A 26,358-nucleotide genomic window follows, 5' to 3' on the forward strand; every position below is an offset into this window, starting at 1 on the left:
CGCGCAATTCCTGCTGCTCTCTCGCCTGTTGTTGGTACCGTCAGTATTCTCAATACATATGCAACAATTTTACGGCGGCTATTGCCCTGGCCGCCCTGATTTGCCCGGCTTCTTTTTCGCACGCGCGGCTTCGGCCGGATCCTCGTAGGAGCCGGCGCCGATCTTGGCGCGCTTGATCGGCTTGACGCCTTCGACCGGCTTTTCAGTGCGGCGGACGGTCATCTCGTCGAGGTCGTTCTTCCTGAACAGCGACTTGCCGTCGTCAGGGACGCCGTAATCGGAGCCGTGGGCTTCGGCGGCCGACTGCTTCTTGAACAGCGACCGCGAGACCGCGCCGGCGGGCGTGGTCATGTCGGTGCCTGGTCCCATGTCGTCGATGTGAGGCTTGGCAAACAGCGACTTGCCTGCGGGAACCGTACCGTCGGCGCCCATCTCGTCGAGCTTCGGCTTGCGGAACAGGTTCGGGCGGGCAGCCTTGGCCGCTTCCTCGGCGGCGCGGGCCTCGTCCAGCTTGCGGAAACGCTCCTGTTCCTCGACCGTGCGGTGCTTGGCGACGCCCTTGTTGTGCTTGCCTTTCTCGCGGCCGGAAGCGGGGCTTTGGCCCTCGACCTCGCGCGCCAGCGGATCGTCCGAAATGGCGAGCTCCATGTCGCGCAGGCGCTTGATCTCGTCGCGGATGCGGGCGGCCTTCTCGAAATCGAGGTCGGTGGCGGCGTTGCGCATCTGCTTGTCGAGCGCTTCGAGATGGGCCTTCAGATTGTTGCCCATCATGGCACCGGCACCGTCGGTGAACTGCGAGATGTCGGCGCGGACGTGATCCTTCTCGTAGACCGAGTCGAGGATGTCGGAGATGCGCGACTTGACGCTCTCCGGCGTAATGCCGTTGGCTTCGTTCCACACCATCTGCTTTTCGCGGCGGCGCGTGGTCTCGGCCATTGCGCGCTCCATCGAGCCGGTGATCTGGTCGGCGTAGAGGATGACCTTGCCGTCGACGTTACGAGCCGCGCGGCCGATGGTCTGGATCAGCGAGGTTTCCGAGCGGAGGAAACCCTCCTTGTCGGCATCGAGAATGGCGACGAAACCGCATTCGGGAATATCAAGGCCTTCGCGCAAAAGGTTGATGCCGACCAGCACGTCAAAAGCGCCAAGGCGCAGGTCGCGAAGAATCTCGATGCGCTCCAGCGTGTCGATGTCGGAGTGCATGTAACGGACGCGGACGCCGTTCTCGTGCAGGTATTCGGTCAGGTCCTCGGCCATGCGCTTGGTCAGCACAGTGACCAGCGTGCGGTAGCCGGCCTGGGTGGTGGCACGGATCTCGCCGACGACGTCGTCGACCTGATTCTTGGCCGGGCGCACCTCGACCGGCGGGTCGATCAGGCCGGTCGGGCGGATGACCTGCTCGGCAAAGACGCCGCCAGTCTCTTCCATCTCCCAGCTCCCCGGCGTCGCCGACACGGCGACCGAGAGCGGGCGCATGGCGTCCCATTCCTCGAAACGCAGCGGCCGATTGTCCATGCAGGAGGGCAGGCGGAAGCCGTATTCGGCCAGCGTCGCCTTTCGCCTGAAGTCGCCCCGGTACATGCCGCCGATCTGGGGCACGGTGACGTGGCTTTCGTCGATGAAGACGAGCGCATTGTCGGGGATGTACTCGAACAGCGTCGGCGGCGGATCGCCGGGGCGGCGGCCGGTGAGATAGCGTGAATAGTTTTCGATGCCGGCGCAGGAGCCAGTCGCTTCCAGCATCTCCAGGTCGAAGCGGGTGCGCTGTTCCAGGCGCTGGGCTTCAAGCAGGCGGCCAGCCTTTTCAAGCTCTTGCAGGCGATGCTGCAGCTCTTCCTTGATCGACTTGATGGCCTGATTCAAGGTGGGCCGCGGCGTCACATAGTGCGAATTGGCGTAGATCTTGACCGACTTGAGGTCGCCGGTCTTCTGGCCGGTGAGCGGATCGAACTCGGTGATGGCATCGATTTCGTCACCGAACAGCGAGATGCGCCATGCCGAGTCTTCCAGGTGGGCGGGGAAGATCTCGATGGTGTCGCCGCGGACACGGAACGAGCCGCGGACGAAATTGATGTCCTGGCGCTTGTATTGCTGGGCGACGAGGTCGGCGAGCAACTGGCGCTGATCGAGGCGGTCGCCGACCTGCATCTGGAAGGTCATTGCCGTGTAGGTCTCGACCGAGCCGATACCGTAGATGCAGGAGACCGAGGCGACGATGATGACGTCGTCGCGTTCGAGCAGCGAGCGCGTCGCCGAATGGCGCATGCGGTCGATCTGCTCGTTGATGGTCGATTCCTTCTCGATATAGGTGTCGGTGCGCGGGACGTAGGCCTCGGGCTGGTAGTAGTCGTAATAGGAGACGAAATACTCGACCGCGTTGTCGGGGAAGAACTTCTTGAACTCGGCATAGAGCTGGGCTGCCAGCGTCTTGTTGGGCGCGAGAATCAGCGCCGGGCGCTGCGTCTGCTCGATCACCTTGGCCATGGTGAAGGTCTTGCCGGAGCCGGTGACGCCGAGCAGCACCTGGGTGCGGTCGGCATTGCCGACGCCCTCGACGAGGTCCTTGATGGCAGTAGGCTGATCGCCGGCCGGCTCGAATTCCGACTGCATGACGATCTGGATGCCACCTTCGGATTTTTCCGGTCGAGCGGGGCGGTGGGGAACCCAGATCTCGCCGTTCTTGTGCAGCGGGTTGCCGCTCTCGATCAGGGCCGAGAGCGCCGCGACGGTGGCGGTGACGCCGGAGTTGGACAGCGACGCCGCGTCCTCCAACGAAATGTCGAGGCCGGCGACAGGGTTGAGACCGGCGGCGGCACGCTCCTTGGCGGAGGCAGCACCGCCCATCGAGGTGCCACGCGCCGAACGGGTCGGGGCCGAGCTCTTCTCCGGGATTTTCTTGGCCTTGGGCTGGGGCTTCTCAGCCTCGCGGGCAATCTCTTCGGCCCAATCCGAAATCGAACCGGACAGCGGTGCGCCCGAGAACGCGGCCTGCGGCGCTTCGCCGAAACCGGGGCGATGCAACGGCTCGGAAGCGTCGAGGAAGTCGGTTACGCCATTGCCGCCGCGCTTGCGCTGTGCGGCACGGTTGTCGCTTCCCAGAGCGGGCGATTTCTTGTCAGGAGATTTGGCCATGAGCGAAATATGGGCGGTCTCGGCAAAAATGGAAAGGGCGCGGATGCCGGAAAGCCGGCACCCGCATGGAGAGGTAATTCGGCTCCTGACATCAGGCTGTCAGGAGGTTGTCACCTTGGGCAGGGGAAGCCGGGCGCGATCTTGCAGTTGGCGCCGGGCGGGCGTGGCCTCGGCGGCCGTGGCTTGGGCGGGCGGTTCCAGTGAGGAGGGCGGTTCCAGTGCGGCGGACGATAATGCGGTGGCCGCACGATGATGGTGGGCGCGACGACCACGGCCGTCGGACGACCGACATATTCGTCGAGATAGTTGGCCGAGACCCAGCCGCGCAGGCGCGGGCCGTAGACGTTGCACCAGTTGCCGTCGCAGCCGCGCAAGTCGACGCGCGTGCCCTCGTAGAGAATGCCGATCCTGGCATAGCCAATGCCGGGGCCGCTGCGGACGTTGACGTTGCCGGTGGTGTAGGCTTCGGCGGCGATCGCACCGGCAGGCAACGCCATCAACCCGGCCAGCAAGGCCGCAGCGGTGGCAAGTCTTCGAAGCATCATGGGCAGTCCCTCCAGACCCGTTCATTGCGAACTGCTTGAGATTACTGGCAAATGTTGCGCGCGCCAGTGTGCTGAAGGCATCATGCTTTATGCCTGGGTAACAAGGCGGCAAGAGCTGCGGGCGCGGCGAGGTGGCGTCCATAAGCCGTGTTTGCCTGATCGTCGCGGGATGTTAGAGAGCGTGCACTCAGTTCCTGACCCGGACGCCAGATGACCTTTCCGATCCACTTTCCGCAGCAGACATCGGCGCTATGAAGATCGCGCATCTTGTCGGCCATGGCGCGCTCAATGGCGTCGCCACCAGTTCCAGGATCCTGATCCAGGCCCAGCTCGACGCCGAGCACGAGGTGATGCTGGTGCATTCGCTGGGTTCGTGGATCGAGCATCAGCATTTCGACGGCCCGGTCCGGATGATGGGATCGAACTTCGCCACGACGCCAAGGGAAATCCGCCGCGTCGGCTATGCCATCCGCGATTGGGGCGAGGACGTGGTGCACTGCCATGGCAGCCGCGGCAACAAGTTCGGGCTGGTGTTCCGCTGCGCGGCCGGCACGCCGATCGTGATGACGGCGCATGCGCGCCAGTACCAGCTGCCATGGCTGTTTGCCCATGAGGTCATCGGGCTGAGCCAGTGGACGGTGGACTATTACGTCAAGCACTGGCTGGTTTCGCGCCGGCACATCCACCTGCTGCCCAACATGTTCGACGTCGGCCGGATCGAGCCGGTGTCGGTCGCCTCGCGGGCGCGGGCTCGCGCTGCCCTCGGTATTCGCGACGAGGCGTTTCTGATCGGCTCGGTCGGCCAACTCGGCGGGCGCAAGAACCAGATCGACATGGTGCGCGTGCTGCGCAAGCTGCTGGACGAGGATGTCGACGCCGAACTGCTGGTCATCGGCTCGACAAATCAGGGCAACGACATCATGGCCGAGTGGGACGCGGCGATCGCGGCGCCTGAGCTCACGGGCCGAATCCATTTGCCGGGACTGCGCAACGACGCGCTCGAGCTGCTGCCGGCCTTCGACCTGTTTCTGATGACCTCGCGCGACGAGCAGGCGCCGATCGCGCCGCTGGAGGCGATGGCGGCCGGGCTACCGGTTCTGTCGACGCGGGTCGGCAACATGGTCGACCTCTTGCCGAGGGAGCAGAGCTTTGCCGTCGGCGACGTCGATGGCATGGCGGCGGCAGCACTCGACCTGCGCGACGCGACGCAGCGTCGAGCCGTCGGGCAGGCGGGGCGACAGGAGATCGCACGGCAGCTCGACCCCAAGCGGATCGTCGGCGAGATCGACAGAATCTATCGCCTGGCCATCGGCCGCTCGAGCAAGAAGCTGCGGCAAAAGTAACGGCCGGCCGAAAGCGCCAGCTGTACGCAATGAAAAGCTGCTAGGGTGGCCGCAGTCAATTTCAGGCGTGGCGTGTCCAACTATCCTTTCTCCTACAAGATCTCCTGGCCGGCGCGGTTCATCAGGCCGTCGCTGCGGCGTGCCGGTCCGGGCTATCTGCCTGATCAGGTGCGTTTCCTGCCCAAGCCGGGGCAGAGCGTGCGCCTGGCATTCGTCGGCGACATTTCCGCCGTCGCCAACAAACAGCCGCCTGTTTTCGACCGCGATCTGACGGCGCTCCTGGCCGCGGCCGATCTGGTGGTCGGCAATTGCGAGAGCCCTGTCGTGGAGCGGCCGAGCGCGCGGCTGGGAACGCGGCTCGGAACGCATCATGCGATGACCGAAGAATTTCTCACCGGAACGCTGGCGGCGGCTGCCATCGCGCCGGAGCGGCTGGTGCTGTCGCTGGCCAACAACCATGTGCTCGACCAGGGGGCAGACGGTTATCATGCGACGCTTGCGGCATTGGGCAGGCTTGGCATTGCGACTATCGGGACGACCACCGAGGTGAGCAAGGTGGCAGCCGGCCCGTTGACGCTGGGGCTCGCCGCATTCACGCAGTGGCGCAATGCGCCCGCGGAGGCCTTCGCTGGGCGCGTTGCCATGGCCGACGATTTCTTTGCCGCGGCCGGCAACGGGTTGGCGGGCGCAGAAGGGGCCGATCTCGTTTGCGCTGTGCCGCACTGGGACTGGGAGTTCCGGCATTTTCCGTGCGCCGTCACGCGTGGCTGGGCGCGGAGACTGGCTGAGCTGGGTGTCGGGCTCGTTGTCGGGCATCACGCCCATGTCGTGCAGCCGATGGCGCGCGCCGACGACACACTGGTGGCCTACGGCCTGGGCGATTTTCTCGGCACGGCGCTGGCGCGGCAGCCCTGGCCAGGACGGATCGGCGCGATCCTCGTCGTCGATGTCAGCGCCGACGCTGCCACGCGCGGCGAGATTGCAAGCTACCGGCTGGTGCCGTTCATGCGCCAGCGCGACGGCGCGCACGAGAGCATGGTGCCGCTCGACAAGGTCGACGGCGAGCTTGGAACGAAAGTGCGGGCGCGCTGGCAGGCGGTTTACGGAGCCGCTGCCGCCAGCCTCACCAGCTGAGTCCGGATACCGTTGCATCTCCTTGTTTACGCCGCGACATTTGGCGAAAAGCCGCTATCATCCGGTAAGTGGGCGGCACGATCTCGGCGCGCCATGGGGGCACATATGAGCGCAGCTGGTTTCATGCCCGACGAGGAGACGACCGCGGGCATCAAGAAGGACCTCGAAGCCTATCAGGCCGAGCGCAATGCGATCAGGCTTTCGACGGTGTGGCGGGTGCCCCTCTATCTCGGCGGCGTGATCGTTGCAGTTCTGGTTCTGGCGCTGATCTTCAACTTCATAGCCGACCTCAATGAGCAGTGGCTGTCGACGCCGCATGTCTATCTTTATGTCGTGGGCTTCATCGCTGCGTTCTTCGCCTATTTCCGTGCGATGCGGCCGCTCGAAGCCGCCAACGCATCGTTTCGAAACAAGCTGCTGCCGATCGTCTTCGGCTTCATCAAAAATATGCGCCATGAACGGGGCGCGACGCCACCGTCCTTTGTCAACTTACCGGAATCTACGGTTGGCAAGTACAACAACCTCGAGATCGATGATTTCATTTCCGGCAATTACGATGGTTTCGATTTCGAGCTGTACGAAACACTGCTCACGCAACGGGCGGAAAAGCACGACTCCACGACCTTTCAGGGCGTGATCGTGGCGTTTGGACTGAAGAAGCCGTTTGAGGGTACGCTGGTCGCAACGATCCGGACCAATGCGGTCCTGAGCTTTTTCGGCGAACTCTTTGGCAGTGGCCTGAAGGAACTCCGGTCGGGGGTCCAGGACCTTGATATGGCCTACGAGTTCCGCAGCGACAATGTCGAGGCTGCGCAGCCGCTGGTGTCGGGGCAGATGGCGCAGGCGCTGACCTGGCTCAAGGAGGCATGGCCGGGCGAGCCGGCGCGGATCGCGCTGTCGGGCACGAGCGGATTTCTGCTGTTGCCACACCAGAAGGATTTTTTCGAGCTGCCGGCGTCGGATGTGGCTCTCGACTACAAGGTGCATGTCGAGCCGATGATCGCCGACATGGCGACGATCCTGGCGACGGCCTCGCTGGTGCGCAAAATCGGGTCGTAGGGCGCGGTTGGAGCGGCGCGCGTCCGTACGGACGCGCAAAAGAATGCTCCAATACCTTGAAGCGCTGTATCGTGCTTTCCGAAATCCGAATCCGGTATTCGGGCCGATCCGCTAGCCGAAGCGGAGCTTGAGCCCGACGATGGCGAGGATGAAAACCAGCGTGACGATGTTGGACACGATGACCGGCAGCGAGCCGAGTGCGATGCCGTAGACGATCCACAGCGAGATGCCGGTGGCGAGTGCGGCGTTGGTGCCGAGCGAGATGTCGCTTGTCTTGCGCTCGCGCAGGATCTTCATGATCTGCGGCAACCAGCACAAAGTGGTCAGGATGGCGGCGACGGCGCCGACGATTTCAAACAGGGGGTTCAAGACGGGAGCTTCCCAAAAGCACAGATCGTGCGGCGCGAGCTATGCCAGAATCACCGGCTGCTGTGAAGGCAACCGGGCGAGCTGGACCAACGAAACGACGGCGCAAAACGTCGCGGGAGGGTGGCGGCCCGCGCGGAAAAAATCTGTCCACGCCGATGTCGAACGGCGTTTCGTGATCGGCCATTCCGGAATCGGACCTTGGGGTGGCGGCGCGATGACGGCGGTGTGACGCCGGTCAGCGTATGGCTGGCAAGGGCTAGGGCGAGATCGGGGTGATGGCGAAGCATCCAGACATGTGCCGGTTGCGGTCAAATGCGGCGGAAATAAGCCTATGATTACGTTCGATAATTTCACGCTTCGTGATTTGCGTCGGACCATTCCGCAGGTCAGTCTCCATCTCGTTCGGCGGGCCTTGCTACGAGGGCAGGACCAGCCGGGACAGACCTGAACGGGAGTACCAGACATGAACAAGATCCTTGCAACGACCGTCGCTTCGCTCGCCTTCATCGGTGCCGCCTATGCCGCCGAGGTCCAGGGCACGGTCCAGTCGGTCGATCCGGCGACACGCTCGATCACGCTCGACGACGGCAAGACCTATGTCATCCCCGAAACCCTCAAGGTCGACGGCCTGGCCGCCGGCGCCAAGGTCAAGGTAACAGTGGACGACACGACAGGTGCTGTGACCGCGATCGAAGCGGCCTCGTAACGGCCGTCTGCACAACCGCCCTGCCGGCACTGCCATGCGCCAGGCGGGGTGGGTGACGTTCTTGAGACCTTCCAAGACGCAGAACCAAACTATGGCCGGCCTCTTCCCGAGGTCGGCTATTTTTCATGCCGCCGGACGGTCGGCTCAGAAGCCGATATTGGCCGCCAGCCAGCTCGACGAGCGTTTTGCTGCGGCAACCGTGCCGGCGGCGGCATCGCTGAGGCCGCTGCGCGCCAGCGCATAGCCATTGGCGGTGCGATAGAGGACCGAGCGTCCGCCTTCGACGATGCCGGCAACGGTGGTCCGCTCGGCTGGCTCGGCTTCCTTGATTTCGGCCGGGGCCGATGCCAACTGCGGCTCGGCAAATACCGTGGTGCGGCAGATGCCGGTCACCAACGGATAGGCGTGGTTGCCTTCTCGCAGGATGCGGCTCTTCATCGCCGCCTCGCAGTCGGCGACTGACGTCCACTGTGCCGGCGTCTCGCCGATATATTCGCAAAGCTTGGCGTCGCAGTCGCAACCGACGATGGTCATGGCGACAAGGGCAGACTTGATCACGGTCCGAATCCTCAAGGATTGTTGACGCCGCGATTTCTCCGCTCCGATCGCGGCGCCAGTTGGCCGCAATCATGGCATGACGGTGGCGTTATGCATGCGCGGCAGCGTTGTAGCCATCCGGCGACATGTTCTTCCGCCAAGGCGGCCGACAGGATGTGAACTTCGCAACCTTTCCCTTGCGCATTTGCCTCTGCGGCTAACAATAAGGCGGAGGCGGCGGCGCGTTGGCTGCCGGGGAGGGTGCGTTCGTGAAAGTCGGCGTCGTCAGGAATCCGGTGGCCGGCGGCGGCAGACTGGACACGCATTGGACCGAGGTTGCGGCAGCGCTGACGCAGCGCTTCGGCGAAGTCGAGTTTCGCGAGACGACCGAGCCGGGCGACGGCGCGGTTCTTGCCCGCGACCTGGTGGCGCTTGGCTGCGAACTGGTCGTCGCCGCGGGCGGCGACGGCACGATCAGCGAGGTCGCCGACGGGCTTTTGCAGATGCAGGCCGAAACCGGCGATGCGGCCATTCTCGGCGTGCTGCCCTGCGGCACCGGCTCCGACTTTGCTCGCGGTATGGGCATTCCCGTCGAAATATCTTCGGCGATCGCGCGCATTGCCGAGGGCAGCGACCGTCTGATCGACGCTGGCCGTATCTCCTTCGTCGAGGACCATGGCCGGCTGGCGAGCCGACATTTTGTCAACATCGCCAGTCTCGGCATGTCGGGGGCGACGGTGCGGGCGGTCAACAACGACCGGCGCAAGCGCTGGGTGCCGGCCAAGGCGCTGTTCTTCTGGCGCACGGTGATCGAGTTCGTGCGCTACCGCTTCCAGGACGTACGCATCACCGTCGACGATGGCGAACCGGTCGAGGCCAGGGTGGCGCTCGTGGCGGTGGCCAACGAGCGGTTCTTCGGTGGCGGCATGATGATCGCCCCCGATGCCGTTCCAGATGACGGGCTGTTCGACATCGTCATCCTGCGCGCGGCGAGCAAGCTCAAGCTGATTCTCGACCTGCGCCTGCTTTATGGCGGACGCCACCGCAACCATCCCGCCATCACCATTCTGCGCGGACGCAAGGTGACGGTCGAACCGCTGGGCGATCCGCTCGCCAATGCCGCACTCGTCGATATCGACGGCGAGTCGCCCGGGCATATTCCGGCGACCTACGAGATGGTGGCGAAGGCTTTGAAGGTGAGGTGTTGATTCAAGGGGCTCGGATTCTGAGTCCGGGGATTGGCGTAAGTCGCTGAAATTGAAGGGGTGGAAGTTAGGCGTCCATCGCCCTGACCATCGCCTCGATCTTGGCGGCCTTTTCGAAGTGGTCGAGCTTCTGGGTCCTGATCCACCATTCGGCGGCCTCCATCAGAAGCTCTGGGTCGTCGTTCCTGTTGGCGAAGAAGGCGTAGAAGGACAGACCGACATCAGGGCCCTTGGCGGCGATCTTGCGCGCGCAGACGTCGAGTATTTTCGCGCGCAGGCTAGGCCGCATCGGAGAATCCTTCCCGGGTGGTGGTGGCGAGAGGTAAGTCGAGCCGAGGGCGGGTGTCAAACCGGGGCGAGAAGGGGTGGTGCCAGACGCGTTTGCCCGCCCCTGTGGGAGGCCGATCCGCGAGGCGGAAGGGAGGCTGGCTGGGCTCAGAGCTTTCGACTACCCCACCCCGGCGCTACGCGCCGACCCTGCCCACAAGGGGAAGGGTTTAGAGACGTCAGCCTCACAGCTTCGCCGGAAAGCCGGGCGCGCGCAGGTCGGTGGCAGTCGCGTCCTCCAGGAGTTTGACGATCATCGTCGACCAGGCGTCGCCGCCATAAGCCACCTTGCCCTGCTGGAAGATGGTGTTGACGCGGGCGGCGAGGTCGAGCGGGACGCCGCCCTCCTGCGCCATGGCGAGCGCAAAGCCTAAGTCCTTGAGGGCAAGGTCCATGGTGAAGCCAATGTCATAGGAGCCGTTGAGCACCAACTGGCTCTCGGTCTCGTGGACGAAGCTGTTGCCCGAGGAGGCCACGATGGCGTGGTAGGCTTGGGCGAGGTCGAGGCCGCCCTTCCTGGCCAGCATCAGCGCCTCGCCGGCGGCGACGAGATGGATGAAGGCGAGCATGTTGGTGATGACCTTGATCACTGCCGCCGAGCCGATCGGCCCCATCAGGAAGGCGCGGGCGCACATCGCCTCAATTGCAGCTCGGTGGCGCTCGTAGAGCGCCGCGTCGCCGCCGACAAGTGCAGTGATCTTGCCCTCGGCGGCGAGATGCACGCCGCCAGTGACGGGGCATTCCAGCGTATAGACGCCGGCCTCAGTTGCGAGGTCGGCAAGGCGCAGGATCTCGTCGCGGCCGTTTGTCGACATCTCGATCCAGGTGCCGCCCTTGGGCAGGCCTGACAGCAGCCCGTCGGGGCCGACCAGCACCGCCTCGCTAACCCTGGGCGAGGGCAGGCAGGTGATGGCATTGCCGGCGCGGGCGGCCGCGTCCGCAGGGCTTTTTGCAGCGGCGGCGCCCTGCGCAACGAGGTGCTCGACGGTTTCGGGGTTGCGGTCGTAGACGACGACCTCGAAGCCGCCGCGCACAAGGCATGCCGCGAGATTGGCGCCGAGATGGCCAAGGCCGATGAAGGCGTAGGCGAGGGACTGGGTCACGCGCGCCTCACGGCATCAGCGGGGTCTGCACCATCTGCAGGTGCAGGTGGGGACCGTCATAAGGATTGGCCTCGCACACCGCCTCGTCGAGCTCGACGCCGAGGCCGGGCTCTTTCGACGGGATGACATGGCCGTCCTGCCATTCGATCTTCTTTTTCAGCAGCTTGGCGTGGAAGCCGTCCCATTGCTTGAGCGATTCGAGGATGAGGAAATTGGGTAGAGTGACGGCGAGCTGGATGTTGGCTGCACCGACGATCGGGCCGCAATAGCAGTGGGGTGCGATCTGGATGTGGTAGGCCTCGGCCATGGCGGCGATCTTCTTGGTCTCGAGAATGCCGCCGGAGCGGCCGAGATCGGGCTGCAGGATGGTGGCGGCGCGGTTTTCGATGACGCGGGCGAACTCGAATTTTGTTGTCAGCCGCTCGCCTGTCGCGATCGGGATCGATGTGCCGCGCGCGACCTGGGCCATCACTTCCGGCATGTCGGGCGGCACCGGCTCTTCGAACCACAAGGGATCGTAGGGCTCGATGGCGCGAGCCATGCGCAGGGCGCCTGAGGCGGTGAACTGGCCATGCGTGCCGAACAATATGTCGGCACGGGTGCCGACGGCCTCGCGGATGGCCTTCAGCATGCGCACCGACAGGTCGATGTCGATGAGGCGGGGCTGGTGGCCGTCATAAGCGGTCCAAGGACCGGCCGGATCGAGCTTCACGGCGTCGAAGCCCTGGTCGACATAGAGAGCTGCGCATTCGGCTGCCATGTCGGGGTCGTTGTAGACGTTCTTGGGAGCAACGTCCTCGGTATGGACGCTGCCGGTGTGTGGATAGAGATAGGTATAGGAGCGCAGCGTCTCGTGCACCTGACCGCCGAGCAGCTTGTAGACGGGCTTGCCGGCCTCCTTGCCGACGATGTCCCAGCAGGCCATTTCCAGCGCCGAAAAGCAGCCCATGGCCGAGACGTCGGGGCGCTGGGTGAAGCCGGAGGAATAGCAGCGGCGGAACAGGTTTTCGATGTCGTGCGGGTCCTGTCCCACGAGGTAGCGCTCGGCCATGTCCTCGATCATTCGCGCGGTGACATGGGCGGAGAAGGTGGCGTTGTAGGCCTCGCCATAACCAACGACGCCGCCGTCGGTGGTGAGCTTGACGAAGATGAAATACTTGCCGCCGATGCCGGGCGGCGGGTTGTTGACCACGAAGGTCTTGACGTCGGTGATCTTCATCGATGGTCCTCCCGGTCGCGTGAAATCGTCGATTTTTGGCGTAGCCCTCAGGGTAAGGATGAGCGGCTGCGCCAACATCGGAAACTGCTCACCCCGCATCCTCCAGCACCAGCTGCGCGCCCTTCCAGCCAGTCATGATCGAGGCGGCGTTGGTGTTGCCGGTGATGTTGTCGGGGAAGATCGAGGCGTCGATGACGCGAAGCCCGGTGAGGCCGTGGACGCGCAGCCGGGGATCGACAACCGAGCTCGTCGGATCCGGGCCCATGCGGCAGGTCGACACCGGGTGATAGACGGTGCCCGAGCGCTTGCGGAAATCCTGAATCAGGTCGGCGTCGGAAGTGATTGACGGGCCTGGCAAAACCTCTTCTGCGATGACGTCCGCGATGGGCGATTGCGCAGCGATGCGGCGCAGGAATTTGACCGCGTCGAGCATCTCGGCGACGTCGCTGTTGGTCGAATAGGCGTTGACGGTGATGCGCGGCTGCACGGTCGGATCGGCTGAGCGGATCATGATCTCGCCGCGGCTCGACGGGCGGCAATTGGACAGGCCGATGGAAAAGCCGGGGAAGGGGTCGGGCGTCAGGATCGGGCGCTCGCCGGCCTTGGGCAGCACGGTGGAAAAGACCTGGAAATAGAGTTGCATGTTGGGGCGGGCGCGGCTCAAGTCGGTGCGGAAGAAGCCGCCGCCCTGGTTCATGCTCATCGACAGCGGGCCCGAGCGCAGCAGAAGATACTGCAAGCCCGCCAGTGCCTTGCCCCACCACGGGCGTAACAGCTGGTTGAGGGTCGGCACCTTGGCCTTCCAGGTGTAGTTGATGCCCTGGTGGTCCTGCAGGTTTCGACCGACATGTTCGTTTGCGTGCAGCACATCGATGCCGAGATCGGTGAGCAGGGCTGCTGGGCCGATGCCGGAGAGCTGCAGCAACTGCGGCGTGTTGACAGAACCACCCGACAGGATCACTTCGCGCCCGGCGCGGGCCGTCTGCTTGGCACCGTTCTGCAGATATTCGACGCCGCAGGCGCGCTTGCCCTCGAACAGCACCTTAGTGACCAGTGCATCTGTCTCGACGGTGACGTTGGCGCGCTTCATCGCCGGGCGCAGGAAGCCGCGCGCCGCCGACATGCGGCGGCCGCCTTTGGTGGTGATTTGATAAACACCGACGCCCTCTTGGGCCGCGCCGTTGAAGTCCTGATTCAAGGGCAGGCCGGCCGCTTGCGCGGCAGACAGGAAGCGATGGGTCAGCGGATGGACGTTCTTCCTGTTGTCGGTGACGTGGATCGGACCGCCAATGCCCCGCAGGTCGGTGCCGCCTGCCTGGTTGTCTTCGATCGCCCTGAAGGCTGGCAGGAGGTCGTCAAAACCCCAGCCCGGATTGCCGGCCTCGCGCCAGGCGTCGAAGTCTTCGGCAGCACCGCGGATCCAGACCATGGCGTTGATCGAGCTCGACCCGCCGAGGATTTTTCCACGTGGCCAGTGATCCCGGTTGCCGGCAAGGCCGGGGTCGGCTTCGGCGGCGTAATTCCAGTTCACCTTGGGGTCGAAGAAGGTTTTGCCGTAGCCTAGCGGCATCTGGACGAAGAAACGGCGGTCGGTGCCGCCAGCCTCGAGCACCAGCACCGAGAAGCGCCCGCTCGCCGACAGCCGCTCGGCCACCACTGAACCGGCGGAGCCCGAGCCCACTACAATGAAATCGAACGTCTGCATGCTGTCGGCGGCCCGTCGATATTCCACGATGCGGTCAGACTATCGCCTCAGTCGCAGGCTTCGGCGTCGCTTACGGCATGGCCTGTGAAAAATACGACCGGGCGATGCAAGAGATGCGTCGTTGACGCGGCTGCTGCCACGACGATACGGGTGGTCAGAGGAAATTCTGAGGGAAAAGACGATGGTTCAGTATGCCGATGGCCAGCCGACGGGCGAGCTCACGCTGCGGACGCTGGCGATGCCAGCCGACGCGAATGCAGCCGGCGACATCTTCGGCGGCTGGGTCATGGCGCAGATGGACCTTGCCTGCGGAATTCGCGCCGCCGAGCGCGCGCGCGGTCGCGTGGTGACAGCGGCGGTCAAGGAAATGGCCTTCGCCAAGCCGATGAAGATCGGCGACACATTGTGCATCTACACCCATGTCGAGCGTGTCGGCCGCACCTCGATGACGCTCAAGGTCGAGGCCTGGGCGCAGCGTTATCTCTCCGACCTGATGGAAAAGGTGACCGACGCCGATTTCATCATGGTAGCGCTGGACGGGCAGGGCAAGCCGAAGCCGGTGCCGGCGGAGTAGGCGCGCGTCCCTCAAGGCTTGAGTGCGTCGGCGGTGTCAGCACTTCACCTGCCCATAGATGCAATGCGCTGGCTCTAATGTCCGGCGCTGCCACGGTTCTCATCCTGAGGTGTGAGCCGGCAGGGCTTATGTGATTTTGGCGCGGCGTGCGCGGCGAGCTCTCAAAGGGCGCAGCGAAGATGCCGCCGCGCGCGTCACTCCACCGTCGTATCGAACTTCATCCGTGCCTCGGCGACACGGGCCTGGTTGAGCCTCGCCCACTCGCCGAGCGCGAACACCGGCACCAGCAGTTCGCGGCCAAGGTCGGTGAGCTCGTAGTCGACGCGCGGCGGGATTGTCGGGAAGACGGTGCGGGTGACGAAGCCGTCGCGCTCCAGGCCGCGCAGGGTGGTGGTCAGCATCTTCTGCGAAATACCACCGACAGCGTGGCGCAACTCGTTGAAGCGCATCGGACCGTCGCCGAGCTTGCCGACGACGAGCACCGTCCATTTGTCGCCGACGCGCTGCAGGATATCGCTGACGGCGCGGCAATCCTCGGTGCGGTGCGGGTGCCTTGGTATCAAAAAAGTGCCTCCTTGTGCGGTTGATTTTCAGTCACCTATATAGCGTAGGTATCCATTTGTTACCAGTGTCGTCCAGATACTCACGCCCGAAAGGTTCCTACCATGTCCAAACCCAAGATCGCCATCGTCGTCGGCTCGACGCGCGCCGCACGCTTCGCCGACACGCCGGTGGAGTGGATTGCCAGGATCGCAAAATCCCACGCCGATATCGAGGTCGAAATCGTTGACCTCCGGGATTTCCCGCTGCCCTTTTTCGACGAGGTCGCCTCGTCCGCCTGGGTGCCGTCGCAGAACGAGGTTGCCCAGCGCTGGCAGAAGAAGGTGGCCGAGTTCGATGGCTATATCTTCACCGCCGCCGAATACAATCACGGTCCCACCGCGGTGCTGAAGAACGCGCTCGATTATGCGGCCACCGAATGGAACAAGAAGCCGGCCGGTTTCGTCGGTTATGGCGGTGTCGGCGGGGCGCGGGCCGTCGAGCAGCTGCGCATGCATGCGGTGGAACTGCAGATGGCGCCGACGAAGGCCGCCGTGCACATCGTCTGGGCGGACTTCCTTGCTGTGCGCCAGGGCGAGAAGCAACTCTCCGACTTCGAGCACCTCAACCAGTCGGCGAACGGGCTGGTCTCCGAGATCGCCTGGTGGGCCAAGGCGCTGAAGGTCGCGCGCGAGGCCGACGTTCTTGCTGAAGAAGCCAAGGCTGCCTGAGCAGCTTCGGACCTTTTCCTCCCAAGGGAGTCTGGGGCGGCCTTGTGCCGCCCTTTTTCGTTGTGCCTTTGGGGCACCTGCCATGCCGTGACAGCCAAGAGTCAGACACGGTCCAAAACCATGACGGCAAAACGTCGGCCCAAGACCATCACCAAGCCTCGCAACGCGAGCTGCAGTGGCTCAGCGGCCCGGTGTATCCGGGCCAGCACCAACCCGGTCGCTGTGTCAGCCGGGCAGCTTCGACGCCAGCACCTTGTCGATGCGGCGGCCGTCGAGGTCGACGACCTCGAAGCGCCAGCCCTGCGCGTCGACGCATTCGCCGGTCGCGGGCAGGTGATGCATATGCGACAGGACGTAGCCGGCGACGGTTTCGTAGTCGCGGTTCTCCGGCAGGTCGATGCCGAGCTGGTCGGCCATCTCGTCGGCCTGCATGTAGCCGGCGAGCAGCCAGGAGCCGTCCTCGCGCTGGACGGCATTGTCGACGTCGTCCTCGTCGAGGTCGGAGCGGAACACGCCGGTGATGGCCTCGAGAATGTCGGCGGGCGAGACGACGCCTTCGAAATGGCCGTATTCGTCGTGGACCAGCGCCATCGGCACTTCGGACTGCTTGAGGGTGGCGAGCACGTCGAGCGCGTCGGCCTGATCGTGGACGATCGGGGCGGTGCGGACATGCTTACGTGGGTCGAAGCTGCGGCCGGCAAGCAGCGCGGCGAGCAGTTCGCGGGTCTGGATTACGCCGACCATGGCGTCGACCGAGCCTTCGCCGGCGGGCAGGCGCGAGTGCTGCGTTTCCATCAAAAGTTTGCGGGTGGCGGCCTCGTCGGCCTGCAGATTGATCCAGTCGACTTCGGTGCGCGGGGTCATGACGGCGCGCACGGCGCGGTCGCCCAAGCGCATGACGCCGGCGATCATGCGCCGTTCGTCGGATTCGATGGTGCCGTGGTGCTCGGCCTCGGCGACCAGCATCTTGATCTCTTCGTCGGTGACTTTTTCCTCACTCTCACCGCGCTGGCCGAGCAGCCAGAGCACCGAGCGGCCGGAAATGTCGAGCAGCCAGACTAGCGGCAGCGCGACCTTGGCGAGCGTCGACATGGCTGGGGCGACGCGGGAGGCGACGCCCTCGGGATCGCGCAGGGCGATCTGCTTGGGCACGAGTTCACCGATGATCAGCGAGGCATAGGTGATGATGGCAACGACGATGCCGACCCCAAGTGCGTTGGAGGCGCCGGCGCTCATGCCGTTGGCGGCGAGAAATCCGCTCAGGCGTTCGCCGAGCGTGGCGCCCGAGAAGGCGCCGGAGAGAACGCCGACGAGAGTAATGCCGATCTGCACCGACGACAGGAACTTGCCGGGGTTGGCACCGAGTTCGAGCGCGCGGCCGGCGCCCTTGACGTTGCGGTCGATCATCGCCTTGAGGCGGGCTGGACGGGAAGAAACGATGGCAAGTTCGGACATTGCCAGAAGGCCGTTCACACAGATGAGGACGACCACGATAGCGATTTCAGCGTATAACATGATGCTCGCTGCATAGCATTGCTTAAGGCCTTTCGAAAAGACGGCAGCAAAAATACTCTTCCCCAGCGGCACAAGAGCGGGTCGAGGCTGGGGCTATCTGTCAGGCACCAGAACTGCCATCAGCATCTTTCCGTCGGTGTAATAGGGGTCACCCTCGCCATTGCGGCCGGCCTTGGTCAGGCCGATGCCTGACATCGTCTTGACCTCGATGATGCGTCCGGCCGATGTCAGATCGCCGATCAGCGAATCGCGCTCGGCATCGATGTCGGGTCCGATGTGATGGGTGACGGCGCCGGTGTCGTGGCTGACGCCTATGCCGCGATCGAAGCTCGCCGCACCGTACCAGGTCGGGCGCCCGTCGGCACCGGGCGTGAAGGTCAGCCACAGCCGAACATGGTGGCGGACGTCGGCGCTTTTGCCGACAGGCTTTTCGAATGCGAGATCCTGGCGCCGGCCGTTGAACAAGAGCGTGCTGACGGGCGCGTCGACATAAGGCCGGTCGAGCAGCACGCTTTCGCCGATTTCCAGCGCTGATTTCACCGACAGTTTGTCGGCGCGGTCCCAGCCGGCGGCGGCAAACGCGGCGGTCACGTCCAGCTCGCTGCCGACGAGGCCGATATTGATCGGGTCACCCGGGATGCCTTGTTCCGTCGTGGTGAGCAGCGATTCAGGCCGGGGGCCGTCGCGCAGGAAACGGAGCGACCAGAATTCAGGAGCCGCGAAATAGGCGAGCGCGAGATAGCTCACGCAGAGCGCAATGAACCAAAGGGTCGCCTGTCGGTGCAGTTTTCCCCGTAGCATCAAACCCCGCTGCCGATGGGTCGAGCCAAAGCAGTGGCGCGACATTGAACTCGGGACAAATCATGGGTTGCATCGGCAGATTAAGTATTAGAGATGTCTTTTGTAAAGCGCATCTTGCCTGGCTTCATGACACGTGGCGCGCAAACGCTAGCGGCAGGCGCGGTACCCGTTGCGGCGCTGCTTGATGTCGAAGTGGAAATGGTTGCGGTGGTCGTAATTGTAGCCGGGGCCAAGCACGGTGTTGAAATAGCTGCAGCCGTCGGCGCGAATGGTGTTGAGGAAGCCGCGGGTGCGGAAGGCGAACAGGCCGGGCTTTTCGACGTCGATGTCTCGGCCGCTGTTCAGCTCGATGCGCATGATGTCCAACGCATTGCCCTTGCCATGTTCTGACAGGGTGCGGGTGCCGGCGATCTTGCGGCAGGAATAGCTCGAGCCCTGGTGGATGGTCTTGACGCCGGAGAAATAGCGCAGCCGGGCGGAGGGGACGAGGTCGCGCTTGGTCCAGGCGGCGAAACTGGCCGCCATCTGGCAGGTGACGACGGCTGCCGGCTTCATCTGCACCGAGCCGATGGCCGACACCTTGACCGGGTAGTCGATACCGCAGGCGGCGCCGTCGCGGATCGGCGGAAGGTCGCGGTAGGTGACGTCGAGTTTCTTCAGGTCGCTGCGGCAGTCAACCTCGTCGGCCGGCATGACGGCAGGCCGTATCGGCGCACTTTGTGGCTCGTTGGAGGGATCGTCGAGCTTGGGATAGGCGACCATATAGGGGTTGGACGGCACCAGCGTCTGCATGCCGCGCCCCTGGGCAGGCGCGAGCGCGGCGGTCTGCACAGGCTGTGGCGCTTCAGGCTGGATCTGCTCGAACTGCGCGGCCTGTGCGTCGAGCGTCGGCTCGATCATGGGCGCCGCCTGCGCGACAAGCGCCGGATCGGACTGCGGCTCGACAATGACAGGAGCGGCCTGTACGGGGCCGAGCGACGCTGTCTGGGAGCCGACATCGACGGCGGGCTGGAGCGCGAACACATCGCCCGATGTGCATGAGCTGAGGGCGAGGCCGACGGCGACAAGGGTCGTGGCGAGCAGCAGCGCGCGCTGGCGCGCGGCTCGCGGCGATCCGACCGGGATGGTGGCGCGCGAATCTGCGGCCATGCGAAGGCTCCTGTCCCCTTGAGGGAATAAGCCTAGCCGCCAAGGGTAAAAGAAAGATCAGCGGCAGCGTTTACGGCTGGGGCAGAATTGCGGCGTGGGTGGCGGGGCAGGCCTACTGGCAGAATGTGCCGCCATTCTTGCGCGGGGCGAGGTCGATATGCAGGTGCCGGGCGTGGTCGGCGTCGCTGCCTGGACCGAGCACCGTCTTGAACGGCCCGCAGGCCGCCTTGCGTATAGCATCAAGGAACTTGGCATTCTTCTCCGGCGGCGCCGGCTCGACCTCGACCGACGTGCCACCGGTCAGGGTAAAACGGGCAATGTCGAGGGCGTTGCCGAAGGCATGCTCGGACAGTTTGCGGGTGCCGTTGCGCGGCCGACAGACATAGGCCGAAGCCTGCCCGACGACGGTCAGTTCCTCGCCGAGCTCGGTTCTCGCGGCAGGGGCGATGACTTCCGTGGCGAAGCGGGCGGAGGTCTCGGCGGTGGCACAGTTGATGATCGCGTCGGGCTCGATGTCGATGGACCGCGAGAGACGCTTCAGCTTGAGCGGAAAGGGCAGGACGCAACCGTCGGCGTCGCTTTGCGGCGCCTGTTCCTCGAACTCGGCGCCGAGCACCTTCAGGCGCGTGCGGCAGGCGGTCTCCTCGATCGGCATCGTTGCCGGCCGCGCGACGTAGGAACGCTTGTCGGGCAGCATCTTTGGCGCCGGCGGACCAAACGTCTCTCGCCCACGTGGTGCTTCGGGGCGATCCGGGCGCGAGGACGGAATGGGGACGGTTGTTGGTATTGCTTCAGCCTTCGACATCGCTTCAGGAATTGGCGGGCCGAACATTTCTCGGGCTCGCCGCTGGTCGGGAACGTCGGGACGCGGCTCGGGTGTGGGAACCAAAGCCTGCCCGGCTTGTGTCGACGCAGCCGGGGGCGGTTTGGGCATGGCCTGCACGGGTGCGGCCTGTGGCACCGGAGCTCGATTGGGTAGTGACGTCTTGCTTGCTTCGACCTTGCTGGCTTCGGCAAAGCCGTGCGGGGGCGCTGCGAAGGCCGCCAGCGGCAGGACAAGGATCAGGGAAAGCAGGCGGGATTTGGCTGTGTGCATCGCCGCTCAACGTTGTCGATCGTTCGCGGTTGCCGAGGGGACGCTGCCGCGCGATCAAATTCGGTGACGGCGTTGTCATCTGGCGGAAGTGTCGAGCGATGCTTCAGGCGCCCAGGGCCTCGAGGCCTTCCTCGAGCCAGTCGCCCAGCATCGGCATGCCGAGCAGGTATTTGGCGGTACGACGATTGCCGCGCTGCCGTGCCTCGGCGACCGCGTCCGCCCATTCGGCGGCGTCGTAGTCGCCGCGCCCGACCCAGGCGAGCGCCACCAGTTCGGCAGCCTGGTCGACATTGAGGTCGGCGATCAGCCCGCATAGCTCTTTTTCGGTGAGGTTTTCCGCCTCTTCCTCGGCGAGGCCATCATGGCGATGGTTGTCGTGGGTGTCGCCGTCATATTCGACCTCGTGCTCGGCGCCGTCTTCATAGTCTTCGTTGACGCCGGCGCTGATCGCCTTGGCTTTGAGGATGAACAGCCGGACGGTGTCCGGGCCAATGGTCAGGTCCCACTCTTTTTCGCGCCGCTGCTGCACGAGCGTGCTCCTGTTGCCTTCCCCCCGGCTGATGATAGCGCATTTGGCGGCGACGTCACTGCCTCGATATTCGCGGCGGGGTTGCCGTGGTTGACATGACTTTAGGAGAGGCGGATATAGCGCGCCTTCCTCCCCCCTCCAGGCGGTATTCCCCATGGCTTTTCTGCTTTCGCCCAAGGTTCTTCCTGTGCTGATGCTGATTGCGTCCAACGTGTTCATGACCTTCGCCTGGTACGGGCACCTGAAGTTCAAGGCGGCCCCGCTCTATGCGGCGGTGATTTTCTCCTGGCTGATCGCCTTCTTCGAATACTGGCTGGCGGTGCCGGCCAACCGCATCGGCCACGAGGTCTATACGGCGGCGGAACTGAAGACGATGCAGGAGGTGATTACACTCAGCGTCTTCGTCATCTTCTCGGTCTTCTACCTCAAGGAAGGCCTCACCTGGAACCACGCCATGGGTTTCGCGCTGATCGCCGGCGGGGCAGCACTAATTTTCCGCGGCTGAGGACGAAAGAGCTCAGCCGATGCGTTTGCCTCGACGGGGGACGCATCGGTGGAGGTGGCCATGCATAGCCAATATCTGAAGCTTCTGGCCGGCGCGCTGGTGGCGCTGCCGCTGTTTGCCGTTCCCGTGATCTCCGCCGACGGAGGCGGGGGTGGAGGAGGCGGTGGTGGCGGCGGAACGGGTGGCGGCAGCGGCAGTGGCGGCGGCAGCGACCCGGTGAAATGCCGCACCGGCCTCGTCTACAACAAGAAAACCAAGAAATGCGAGCCACCCAAGGCCGGCATGATCGATGACGACAGCCTCTATCTGGCTGGGCGGGCGCTGGCCATGGACGGCCGGTACGACGACGCGATCAAGGTGCTGACGCTGGCGCACGACAAGACCGACGCCCGCATCCTCAACTATCTCGGCTATTCGCACCGCAAGGCCGGGCGCATCCTCGTCGGCATCGGCTATTACCAGGAGGCGATCCTCGACGATCCCGACTACATGCCGGTACGCGAATATATGGGCGAGGCGCATCTGACGCTCGGCGACGTTGCCGGTGCCAGGCAGCAGCTGTCGGAGATCGAGAAGCGCTGCGGCATCGACTGCCGCGAGTACGGGCTGCTGCGGGAGCAGATCGACGGTTATCTGAAGGGCTGACAGGCGTGGCCTGCCGGAGGTCGTCGCAGGCGCCGCTGCGGCGGTCAACTGTTGAACAGGCCCCCGACGCGTTCGCGAAAAGCGTCAGCGGTGTTGCGGGTGCCGAAGTCGCGGGTGTCGAAGCGTGGCGTCGCGGGCGGTCATGGTGACGCGCCAGTTGCTGGCGCCTTCCATGGCAGGGCATTTCCGGGTTTCGAACCGTTCGATCTGGTCGGGCCCGAAGAGGTGATGCCTGGCCTGACTGAACGCTTCGACAATTTCGATGCGGCCGGAGCCGACTGTCCAATGGATCGCCGGCCCCGTCAGGCCGCCCCAGATCGCCGGCACGCCGACGGACCAGGCGCCGAGAATGAGGCACAGGAAGAACGGGCTCGTGGCATTGAGCGGCCAGACGCCACGGTAAAGCTCCCAGGTGGCGATGCTGACGACGAAGGCACCGATGGCGACCAGGCCGACGCGAAGGGCAGGTGCTGGTATGTCGTGCTGCAGCAGCCCGTCGCCGTCAATCTCGTCCATGCCGCAAGCCTCCGCGCGTCCACGCTAGCAGCTGGGCATGAACGGTTCGCTACGCGATTTCAGCGCGGGATGAAAAGCAGCTCGATCTGCGTTAGTCTGTCGATGGGCGCATGTTAGGAGGTAGCGATGCAGACCCGATTTGTGAAAGTGCTTGCAGGTGCAATGGTGTCGCTGCCCTTGCTGGCAGTGCCGGTGTTTTCGGCCGACAGTGGCGGAAGCAGCAGCGGTGACGAGCCGAAATGCGACAATGGCCTAGTCTACAACAAGAAGACCAAGAAATGCGAACCGCCCAAGGCCGGCATGATCGACGACGACAGCCTCTATTCGGCCGGACGTGCGCTTGCCATGGACGGCAAGTATGACGAGGCGATCAAGGTTCTGACGCTGGCCCAGGACAAGACCGACCCGCGCATCCTCAATTATCTTGGCTATTCCCACCGCAAGGCCGGCCGCGTGCTCGTCGGCCTCGGCTACTACCAGGAAGCACTGCGCAACAACCCCGACTACACGCTGGTGCGCGAATATATGGGCGAGGCGCATCTGATGCTCGGCGACGTCGCGGCCGCCCGCCTGCAGCTGTCGGAAATCGAAAAGCGCTGTGGCAAGGGTTGCCGTGAATACGGCATGCTGGAAGAGCAGATCGACGCCTATCTGCGCGCCGGCTGATTTGTGCCGATGACATGATCCAAAGGACCGGGCTTGGCCCGGTCCTTTTCCTTGACACGAATGCGGTGACGGCAGTGCAGGTCGCGCGGCCTTCATTCTGCGCAACTCCTGACTGAAAGCCGCTGCACATTTTTCCCGGAATTGCTTAGGGTTGGGCCATGAACCTCGCCCAGATCCGCTACTTCCTGACCCTTGCCGAAACATTGAACTTCACCGACGCGGCGCGATTGTGCGGTGTCGCGCAGCCGACACTGACGCGCGCGATCCAGAAGCTCGAGCATGAGCTTGGCGGCACGCTGGTCTACCGGGACGGCAAGGACACACGGCTGACTTCGCTCGGCAGCGATGTCCGTGAGGAGTTCGCGGCCATCGTCGGCGCCGAAGACAGGATCCGTGCTTCGGTCAACAGTCGCATCTCGGGCCGGCGCGAGCGCCTCAATCTGGGGATTGCGCATTCGGTGGCGCCGGCGCCAATCAGCCGGTTCATCACGCACGCGCTCGGCGAGATGCCGATGCTGGAGATCCTGCTTCATCCAATCGACGGGAAGATGGGGTCGGGACTGCTGCTGGCCGGCACGCTGGACGGCGTCTTCCTCGCCGACAAACCCGCCGACAACCCGAAGCTGTCGGTGATCGAGCTGTTCAGCGAGAGGCTGATGCTGGCTTGCGCGAGCAGCCATCGGCTGGCGAAGTTCGACATGGTTCCGCCGGAGGAAATTGGTGTCGAAAGCTATCTCGACCGGCTCGGCTGCGATTTTCGCAGCCAGGCAATCGACTATTTCATGAACGCCGAGCTGGTGATGCAGCCTCGGCTTCAGTCCGAACGCGAGGACTGGATGCAGCAGGCCGTCGCCGATGGCGCCGGCATTTGCCTGTTGCCCGAATTCTCCGCCATCGTGCCGGGGCTGGCCCTGCGCCCGGTATCGGGGCTGAATCTCGAGCGCCAGGTGTCCTTCGTTTCGGTCAGCGGATCGGGCAATGCGCCGGCACTGCGCCATCTGCGCATGATGGTCGGCTCGCATCGCTGGCCGCATTCAGCCGGTGCATCGAAACAATAGCCAACATGCATTGGCGCAGGCACCCCTCCGATACCCATCTCTGCCTCATCACCGAAATGGAGGGCAGATGATGAGGGCCTACAACAAGAATCCCGACGCCGTCTCGGCACTGTCGCTGGAGCAGTATCGCGTCACCCAGAAGGATGGGACCGAGCGTCCCTTCACCGGTGAGTACTGGGACAAAAAGGAGCCGGGCCTTTATGTCGACGTGGTTTCCGGCGAGCCGTTGTTCGCCTCCGTCGACAAGTTCGACAGCGGCAGTGGCTGGCCGAGCTTCACCAAGCCGGTCGATGCCGAAAATGTCGTCGAGATCAGCGACCGCAGTTATGGCATGGTGCGCACCGAAGTGCGCTCGACGCATGGCGACAGCCATCTCGGCCATGTCTTTCCAGATGGCCCGCGCGACGCTGGCGGCTTGCGCTATTGTATCAACTCGGCGTCGTTGCGCTTCGTGCCGGTCGACGAGCTCGAAAGCGAAGGCCTCGGGCACTATGTGAAGCTATTCGTGAACAAGGGAGACGTTGCATGACAACCGAAACTGCAATTCTGGCCGGTGGCTGCTTCTGGGGCATGCAGGACCTGATCCGTCGGCTTCCCGGCGTCGTCTCCACCCGTGTCGGCTATTCGGGCGGCGACGTCCAGAACGCGACCTATCGCAATCATGGCAGCCACGCCGAGGCGATCGAGATCGTGTTCGATACGTCGAAGACGGATTTCCGCAGCATGCTGGAGTTCTTCTTCCAGATCCATGACCCGTCGACGAAGGACCGGCAGGGCAACGACCGCGGTACGAGCTATCGCTCGGCGATCTTCTACACCTCCGAGGCGCAGAAGGAGATTGCCGAGGAGACGATCAAGGACGTCGATGCCTCCGGACTGTGGCCGGGCAAGGTGGTGACCGAGTTGGCGCCGGCCGGCGACTTCTGGCAGGCCGAGCCCGAGCACCAGGACTATCTGGAGCGCTATCCCAACGGCTACACCTGCCACTTCGTCCGCCCGGGCTGGAAGCTGCCGCGCCGGTCGAGCGCCGCCTGATCTGACGACGTCACCGCAAAGAACTGCAACCGGACGCCTTGCTGACGCGGGCGTCCGGAACGGTTTAGCGTGTCTAGGAGGATGCCATGGAACTCGGACTCCTGGGGCGTCGCGCCCCTGAGCTCAGGGGCGGAAACTGGATCGACGCCGGCAGCCGCTGCTGCTTTCCGACCTGGGCGACGGCTGCAAGATACTCTACTGCTTCCAGCACTGGTGTCCCGGATGCCATGCCCGTGGATTTCCGACGCTGAAGCGGCTGGTCGAGGCATTGCCGGCCGACAAGTTCGGTTTTGCCGCCATCCAGACGGTGTTCGAGGGTGCAAGCATCAACACCGACGACAAGCCGAAGCTCGAACAGGCGCGCTACAGGCTGATGATCCCGTTCGGGCACGACGTCCCGCCGGAGGGCGAACACTATCCGACTGTCATGCAGGACTATCGTACCGGCGGCACGCCGTGGTTCATTATCATCGATCCGGCCGGCAAGGTCGTCTTCAACGACTTTCACATTGATGCCGACCTGCTGATCTCGGCGATGAGCAGCCCGACCACCGCCTGACGCATTGAAACCACGCGGGCGCTAGAGAGATTTCGCTTTTCTTCGAATCGCGGAA

The 26,358-nt window shown here is 64.2% G+C and carries 29 protein-coding genes; 14 read left to right on the forward strand and 15 right to left on the reverse strand.

Features of this window, described 5'->3' with window-relative positions; translation table 11 throughout:
- Nucleotides 1-78 precede the first annotated feature (78 nt).
- Both uvrB and H5P29_RS12700 read right to left on the reverse strand, forming a co-directional pair.
- Nucleotides 79-3,132, reverse strand: coding sequence for an excinuclease ABC subunit UvrB (uvrB, locus tag H5P29_RS12695; RefSeq protein WP_154384795.1), 3,054 nt, complete (start codon nucleotides 3,130-3,132; stop codon nucleotides 79-81).
- A 110-nt stretch (nucleotides 3,133-3,242) separates the two neighbouring features.
- Nucleotides 3,243-3,677: an SH3 domain-containing protein gene (locus H5P29_RS12700; RefSeq protein WP_154384796.1), complete on the reverse strand. Its 435-nt coding sequence runs from the start codon at nucleotides 3,675-3,677 to the stop codon at nucleotides 3,243-3,245.
- 251 nt (nucleotides 3,678-3,928) lie between these two features.
- On the opposite strand from H5P29_RS12700, the gene H5P29_RS12705 reads away from it, so the two are divergent.
- From H5P29_RS12705 to H5P29_RS12715, 3 genes are all read left to right on the forward strand, one after another.
- The gene (locus tag H5P29_RS12705; protein WP_154384797.1) at nucleotides 3,929-5,020 is read left to right on the forward strand and encodes a glycosyltransferase family 4 protein; all 1,092 of its coding nucleotides are present in this window, start codon (nucleotides 3,929-3,931) and stop codon (nucleotides 5,018-5,020) included.
- Nucleotides 5,021-5,092: 72 nt separating this feature from the next.
- The gene (locus H5P29_RS12710; RefSeq protein ID WP_067966272.1) at nucleotides 5,093-6,154 is read left to right on the forward strand and encodes a CapA family protein; all 1,062 of its coding nucleotides are present in this window, start codon (nucleotides 5,093-5,095) and stop codon (nucleotides 6,152-6,154) included.
- Nucleotides 6,155-6,370: 216 nt separating this feature from the next.
- Nucleotides 6,371-7,213 carry a DUF3137 domain-containing protein gene (locus H5P29_RS12715; RefSeq protein ID WP_348640613.1) on the forward strand — a complete coding sequence of 281 codons (843 nt, stop codon included), beginning with the start codon at nucleotides 6,371-6,373 and terminating at the stop codon, nucleotides 7,211-7,213.
- A gap of 111 nt (nucleotides 7,214-7,324) precedes the next feature.
- Here H5P29_RS12715 and H5P29_RS12720 read toward each other — a convergent pair whose 3' ends face one another.
- On the reverse strand, nucleotides 7,325-7,582 hold the full coding sequence (locus tag H5P29_RS12720) for a SemiSWEET family sugar transporter (protein WP_154384799.1): 258 nt from the start codon (nucleotides 7,580-7,582) through the stop codon (nucleotides 7,325-7,327).
- Nucleotides 7,583-8,045: 463 nt separating this feature from the next.
- On the opposite strand from H5P29_RS12720, the gene H5P29_RS12725 reads away from it, so the two are divergent.
- On the forward strand, nucleotides 8,046-8,288 hold the full coding sequence (locus H5P29_RS12725; protein ID WP_067959585.1) for a DUF1344 domain-containing protein: 243 nt from the start codon (nucleotides 8,046-8,048) through the stop codon (nucleotides 8,286-8,288).
- Between the two features lie 144 nt (nucleotides 8,289-8,432).
- Here H5P29_RS12725 and H5P29_RS12730 read toward each other — a convergent pair whose 3' ends face one another.
- Complete coding sequence (locus H5P29_RS12730) at nucleotides 8,433-8,846, reverse strand: hypothetical protein (RefSeq protein ID WP_182573297.1); 414 nt, start codon at nucleotides 8,844-8,846, stop codon at nucleotides 8,433-8,435.
- Between the two features lie 248 nt (nucleotides 8,847-9,094).
- Between H5P29_RS12730 and H5P29_RS12735 the strand changes: the two genes are divergently transcribed.
- On the forward strand, nucleotides 9,095-10,033 hold the full coding sequence (locus H5P29_RS12735) for a diacylglycerol kinase family protein (RefSeq protein WP_067959591.1): 939 nt from the start codon (nucleotides 9,095-9,097) through the stop codon (nucleotides 10,031-10,033).
- Nucleotides 10,034-10,097: 64 nt separating this feature from the next.
- Here H5P29_RS12735 and H5P29_RS12740 read toward each other — a convergent pair whose 3' ends face one another.
- The 4 genes from H5P29_RS12740 to H5P29_RS12755 form a co-directional block, all read right to left on the reverse strand.
- Nucleotides 10,098-10,319, reverse strand: a complete 222-nt coding sequence (locus H5P29_RS12740) for a DUF6500 family protein (protein WP_067959595.1) — start codon at nucleotides 10,317-10,319, stop codon at nucleotides 10,098-10,100.
- 223 nt (nucleotides 10,320-10,542) lie between these two features.
- The gene (locus H5P29_RS12745) at nucleotides 10,543-11,460 is read right to left on the reverse strand and encodes an NAD(P)-dependent oxidoreductase (RefSeq protein ID WP_185910347.1); all 918 of its coding nucleotides are present in this window, start codon (nucleotides 11,458-11,460) and stop codon (nucleotides 10,543-10,545) included.
- Between the two features lie 7 nt (nucleotides 11,461-11,467).
- Nucleotides 11,468-12,679 (reverse strand): mandelate racemase/muconate lactonizing enzyme family protein, encoded by a 1,212-nt coding sequence (locus H5P29_RS12750; RefSeq protein ID WP_154384801.1) that lies wholly within the window; start codon nucleotides 12,677-12,679, stop codon nucleotides 11,468-11,470.
- An 88-nt stretch (nucleotides 12,680-12,767) separates the two neighbouring features.
- Nucleotides 12,768-14,384, reverse strand: a complete 1,617-nt coding sequence (locus H5P29_RS12755; protein ID WP_154384802.1) for a GMC family oxidoreductase — start codon at nucleotides 14,382-14,384, stop codon at nucleotides 12,768-12,770.
- 181 nt (nucleotides 14,385-14,565) lie between these two features.
- Between H5P29_RS12755 and H5P29_RS12760 the strand changes: the two genes are divergently transcribed.
- On the forward strand, nucleotides 14,566-14,958 hold the full coding sequence (locus H5P29_RS12760; protein ID WP_154384803.1) for an acyl-CoA thioesterase: 393 nt from the start codon (nucleotides 14,566-14,568) through the stop codon (nucleotides 14,956-14,958).
- Nucleotides 14,959-15,152: 194 nt separating this feature from the next.
- On the opposite strand, the gene H5P29_RS12765 is transcribed toward H5P29_RS12760, so the two are convergent.
- Nucleotides 15,153-15,521, reverse strand: coding sequence for a helix-turn-helix domain-containing protein (locus H5P29_RS12765; RefSeq protein ID WP_067959608.1), 369 nt, complete (start codon nucleotides 15,519-15,521; stop codon nucleotides 15,153-15,155).
- Nucleotides 15,522-15,623: 102 nt separating this feature from the next.
- On the opposite strand from H5P29_RS12765, the gene H5P29_RS12770 reads away from it, so the two are divergent.
- Complete coding sequence (locus tag H5P29_RS12770; RefSeq protein ID WP_154384804.1) at nucleotides 15,624-16,229, forward strand: NADPH-dependent FMN reductase; 606 nt, start codon at nucleotides 15,624-15,626, stop codon at nucleotides 16,227-16,229.
- Between the two features lie 225 nt (nucleotides 16,230-16,454).
- On the opposite strand, the gene H5P29_RS12775 is transcribed toward H5P29_RS12770, so the two are convergent.
- The 5 genes from H5P29_RS12775 to H5P29_RS12795 all read right to left on the reverse strand — a co-directional run bounded on the left by H5P29_RS12775 (nucleotide 16,455) and on the right by H5P29_RS12795 (nucleotide 21,319).
- Entirely contained in the window at nucleotides 16,455-17,744 is a 1,290-nt protein-coding gene (locus H5P29_RS12775) for a hemolysin family protein (RefSeq protein ID WP_154384805.1), read from the reverse strand.
- Nucleotides 17,745-17,837: 93 nt separating this feature from the next.
- Entirely contained in the window at nucleotides 17,838-18,545 is a 708-nt protein-coding gene (locus H5P29_RS12780; protein ID WP_154384806.1) for an LssY C-terminal domain-containing protein, read from the reverse strand.
- Nucleotides 18,546-18,692: 147 nt separating this feature from the next.
- Entirely contained in the window at nucleotides 18,693-19,694 is a 1,002-nt protein-coding gene (locus H5P29_RS12785) for an extensin family protein (RefSeq protein WP_067959617.1), read from the reverse strand.
- A 112-nt stretch (nucleotides 19,695-19,806) separates the two neighbouring features.
- Nucleotides 19,807-20,391, reverse strand: coding sequence for an extensin family protein (locus H5P29_RS32550; protein WP_246670736.1), 585 nt, complete (start codon nucleotides 20,389-20,391; stop codon nucleotides 19,807-19,809).
- 502 nt (nucleotides 20,392-20,893) lie between these two features.
- Nucleotides 20,894-21,319, reverse strand: coding sequence for a DUF3775 domain-containing protein (locus H5P29_RS12795; protein WP_185910348.1), 426 nt, complete (start codon nucleotides 21,317-21,319; stop codon nucleotides 20,894-20,896).
- A gap of 154 nt (nucleotides 21,320-21,473) precedes the next feature.
- On the opposite strand from H5P29_RS12795, the gene H5P29_RS12800 reads away from it, so the two are divergent.
- Both H5P29_RS12800 and H5P29_RS12805 read left to right on the forward strand, forming a co-directional pair.
- Nucleotides 21,474-21,824, forward strand: a complete 351-nt coding sequence (locus H5P29_RS12800; RefSeq protein ID WP_067959623.1) for a DMT family protein — start codon at nucleotides 21,474-21,476, stop codon at nucleotides 21,822-21,824.
- A 60-nt stretch (nucleotides 21,825-21,884) separates the two neighbouring features.
- Nucleotides 21,885-22,469 carry a tetratricopeptide repeat protein gene (locus tag H5P29_RS12805; protein WP_067959626.1) on the forward strand — a complete coding sequence of 195 codons (585 nt, stop codon included), beginning with the start codon at nucleotides 21,885-21,887 and terminating at the stop codon, nucleotides 22,467-22,469.
- Between the two features lie 84 nt (nucleotides 22,470-22,553).
- Here the strand turns inward: H5P29_RS12805 and H5P29_RS12810 are convergent, their stop codons facing one another.
- On the reverse strand, nucleotides 22,554-22,985 hold the full coding sequence (locus tag H5P29_RS12810) for a hypothetical protein (RefSeq protein ID WP_154384809.1): 432 nt from the start codon (nucleotides 22,983-22,985) through the stop codon (nucleotides 22,554-22,556).
- 126 nt (nucleotides 22,986-23,111) lie between these two features.
- Here H5P29_RS12810 and H5P29_RS12815 point away from each other — a divergent pair, with 126 nt between their 5' ends.
- The 5 genes from H5P29_RS12815 to H5P29_RS32330 all read left to right on the forward strand — a co-directional run bounded on the left by H5P29_RS12815 (nucleotide 23,112) and on the right by H5P29_RS32330 (nucleotide 26,303).
- A complete protein-coding gene (locus H5P29_RS12815) occupies nucleotides 23,112-23,651 on the forward strand; it encodes a tetratricopeptide repeat protein (RefSeq protein ID WP_154384810.1) in 540 nt (179 codons plus the stop codon).
- Between the two features lie 158 nt (nucleotides 23,652-23,809).
- On the forward strand, nucleotides 23,810-24,709 hold the full coding sequence (locus tag H5P29_RS12820) for a LysR family transcriptional regulator (protein ID WP_154384811.1): 900 nt from the start codon (nucleotides 23,810-23,812) through the stop codon (nucleotides 24,707-24,709).
- Nucleotides 24,710-24,779: 70 nt separating this feature from the next.
- Nucleotides 24,780-25,238, forward strand: coding sequence for a peptide-methionine (R)-S-oxide reductase MsrB (gene msrB / locus H5P29_RS12825; protein WP_210252518.1), 459 nt, complete (start codon nucleotides 24,780-24,782; stop codon nucleotides 25,236-25,238).
- Entirely contained in the window at nucleotides 25,235-25,744 is a 510-nt protein-coding gene (gene msrA, locus H5P29_RS12830) for a peptide-methionine (S)-S-oxide reductase MsrA (RefSeq protein ID WP_067959640.1), read from the forward strand. The genes msrB and msrA overlap by 4 nt, the downstream gene beginning before the upstream one ends.
- Before the next feature lie 268 nt (nucleotides 25,745-26,012).
- The gene (locus H5P29_RS32330) at nucleotides 26,013-26,303 is read left to right on the forward strand and encodes a hypothetical protein (protein WP_210252515.1); all 291 of its coding nucleotides are present in this window, start codon (nucleotides 26,013-26,015) and stop codon (nucleotides 26,301-26,303) included.
- The last annotated feature ends 55 nt before the right edge of the window (nucleotides 26,304-26,358 follow it).

Origin of the sequence: Aminobacter sp. MDW-2 (assembly GCF_014250155.1) — a bacterium.
Classification (GTDB): domain Bacteria; phylum Pseudomonadota; class Alphaproteobacteria; order Rhizobiales; family Rhizobiaceae; genus Aminobacter; species Aminobacter ciceronei.

Bases quoted from the DNA above. Each gene is read 5' to 3' on its own strand.
- uvrB (WP_154384795.1), bottom strand. From the start codon at position 3,132: ATGGCCAAATCTCCTGACAAGAAATCGCCCGCTCTGGGAAGCGACAAC.
- H5P29_RS12700 (WP_154384796.1), bottom strand. From the start codon at position 3,677: ATGATGCTTCGAAGACTTGCCACCGCTGCGGCCTTGCTGGCCGGGTTG.
- H5P29_RS12705 (WP_154384797.1), top strand. From the start codon at position 3,929: ATGAAGATCGCGCATCTTGTCGGCCATGGCGCGCTCAATGGCGTCGCC.
- H5P29_RS12725 (WP_067959585.1), top strand. From the start codon at position 8,046: ATGAACAAGATCCTTGCAACGACCGTCGCTTCGCTCGCCTTCATCGGT.
- H5P29_RS12740 (WP_067959595.1), bottom strand. From the start codon at position 10,319: ATGCGGCCTAGCCTGCGCGCGAAAATACTCGACGTCTGCGCGCGCAAG.
- H5P29_RS12750 (WP_154384801.1), bottom strand. From the start codon at position 12,679: ATGAAGATCACCGACGTCAAGACCTTCGTGGTCAACAACCCGCCGCCC.
- H5P29_RS12755 (WP_154384802.1), bottom strand. From the start codon at position 14,384: ATGCAGACGTTCGATTTCATTGTAGTGGGCTCGGGCTCCGCCGGTTCA.
- H5P29_RS12760 (WP_154384803.1), top strand. From the start codon at position 14,566: ATGGTTCAGTATGCCGATGGCCAGCCGACGGGCGAGCTCACGCTGCGG.
- H5P29_RS12770 (WP_154384804.1), top strand. From the start codon at position 15,624: ATGTCCAAACCCAAGATCGCCATCGTCGTCGGCTCGACGCGCGCCGCA.
- H5P29_RS12775 (WP_154384805.1), bottom strand. From the start codon at position 17,744: ATGTTATACGCTGAAATCGCTATCGTGGTCGTCCTCATCTGTGTGAAC.
- H5P29_RS12780 (WP_154384806.1), bottom strand. From the start codon at position 18,545: ATGCTACGGGGAAAACTGCACCGACAGGCGACCCTTTGGTTCATTGCG.
- H5P29_RS12785 (WP_067959617.1), bottom strand. From the start codon at position 19,694: ATGGCCGCAGATTCGCGCGCCACCATCCCGGTCGGATCGCCGCGAGCC.
- H5P29_RS32550 (WP_246670736.1), bottom strand. From the start codon at position 20,391: ATGCTGCCCGACAAGCGTTCCTACGTCGCGCGGCCGGCAACGATGCCG.
- H5P29_RS12800 (WP_067959623.1), top strand. From the start codon at position 21,474: ATGGCTTTTCTGCTTTCGCCCAAGGTTCTTCCTGTGCTGATGCTGATT.
- H5P29_RS12805 (WP_067959626.1), top strand. From the start codon at position 21,885: ATGCATAGCCAATATCTGAAGCTTCTGGCCGGCGCGCTGGTGGCGCTG.
- H5P29_RS12810 (WP_154384809.1), bottom strand. From the start codon at position 22,985: ATGGACGAGATTGACGGCGACGGGCTGCTGCAGCACGACATACCAGCA.
- H5P29_RS12815 (WP_154384810.1), top strand. From the start codon at position 23,112: ATGCAGACCCGATTTGTGAAAGTGCTTGCAGGTGCAATGGTGTCGCTG.
- H5P29_RS12820 (WP_154384811.1), top strand. From the start codon at position 23,810: ATGAACCTCGCCCAGATCCGCTACTTCCTGACCCTTGCCGAAACATTG.
- msrB (WP_210252518.1), top strand. From the start codon at position 24,780: ATGAGGGCCTACAACAAGAATCCCGACGCCGTCTCGGCACTGTCGCTG.
- msrA (WP_067959640.1), top strand. From the start codon at position 25,235: ATGACAACCGAAACTGCAATTCTGGCCGGTGGCTGCTTCTGGGGCATG.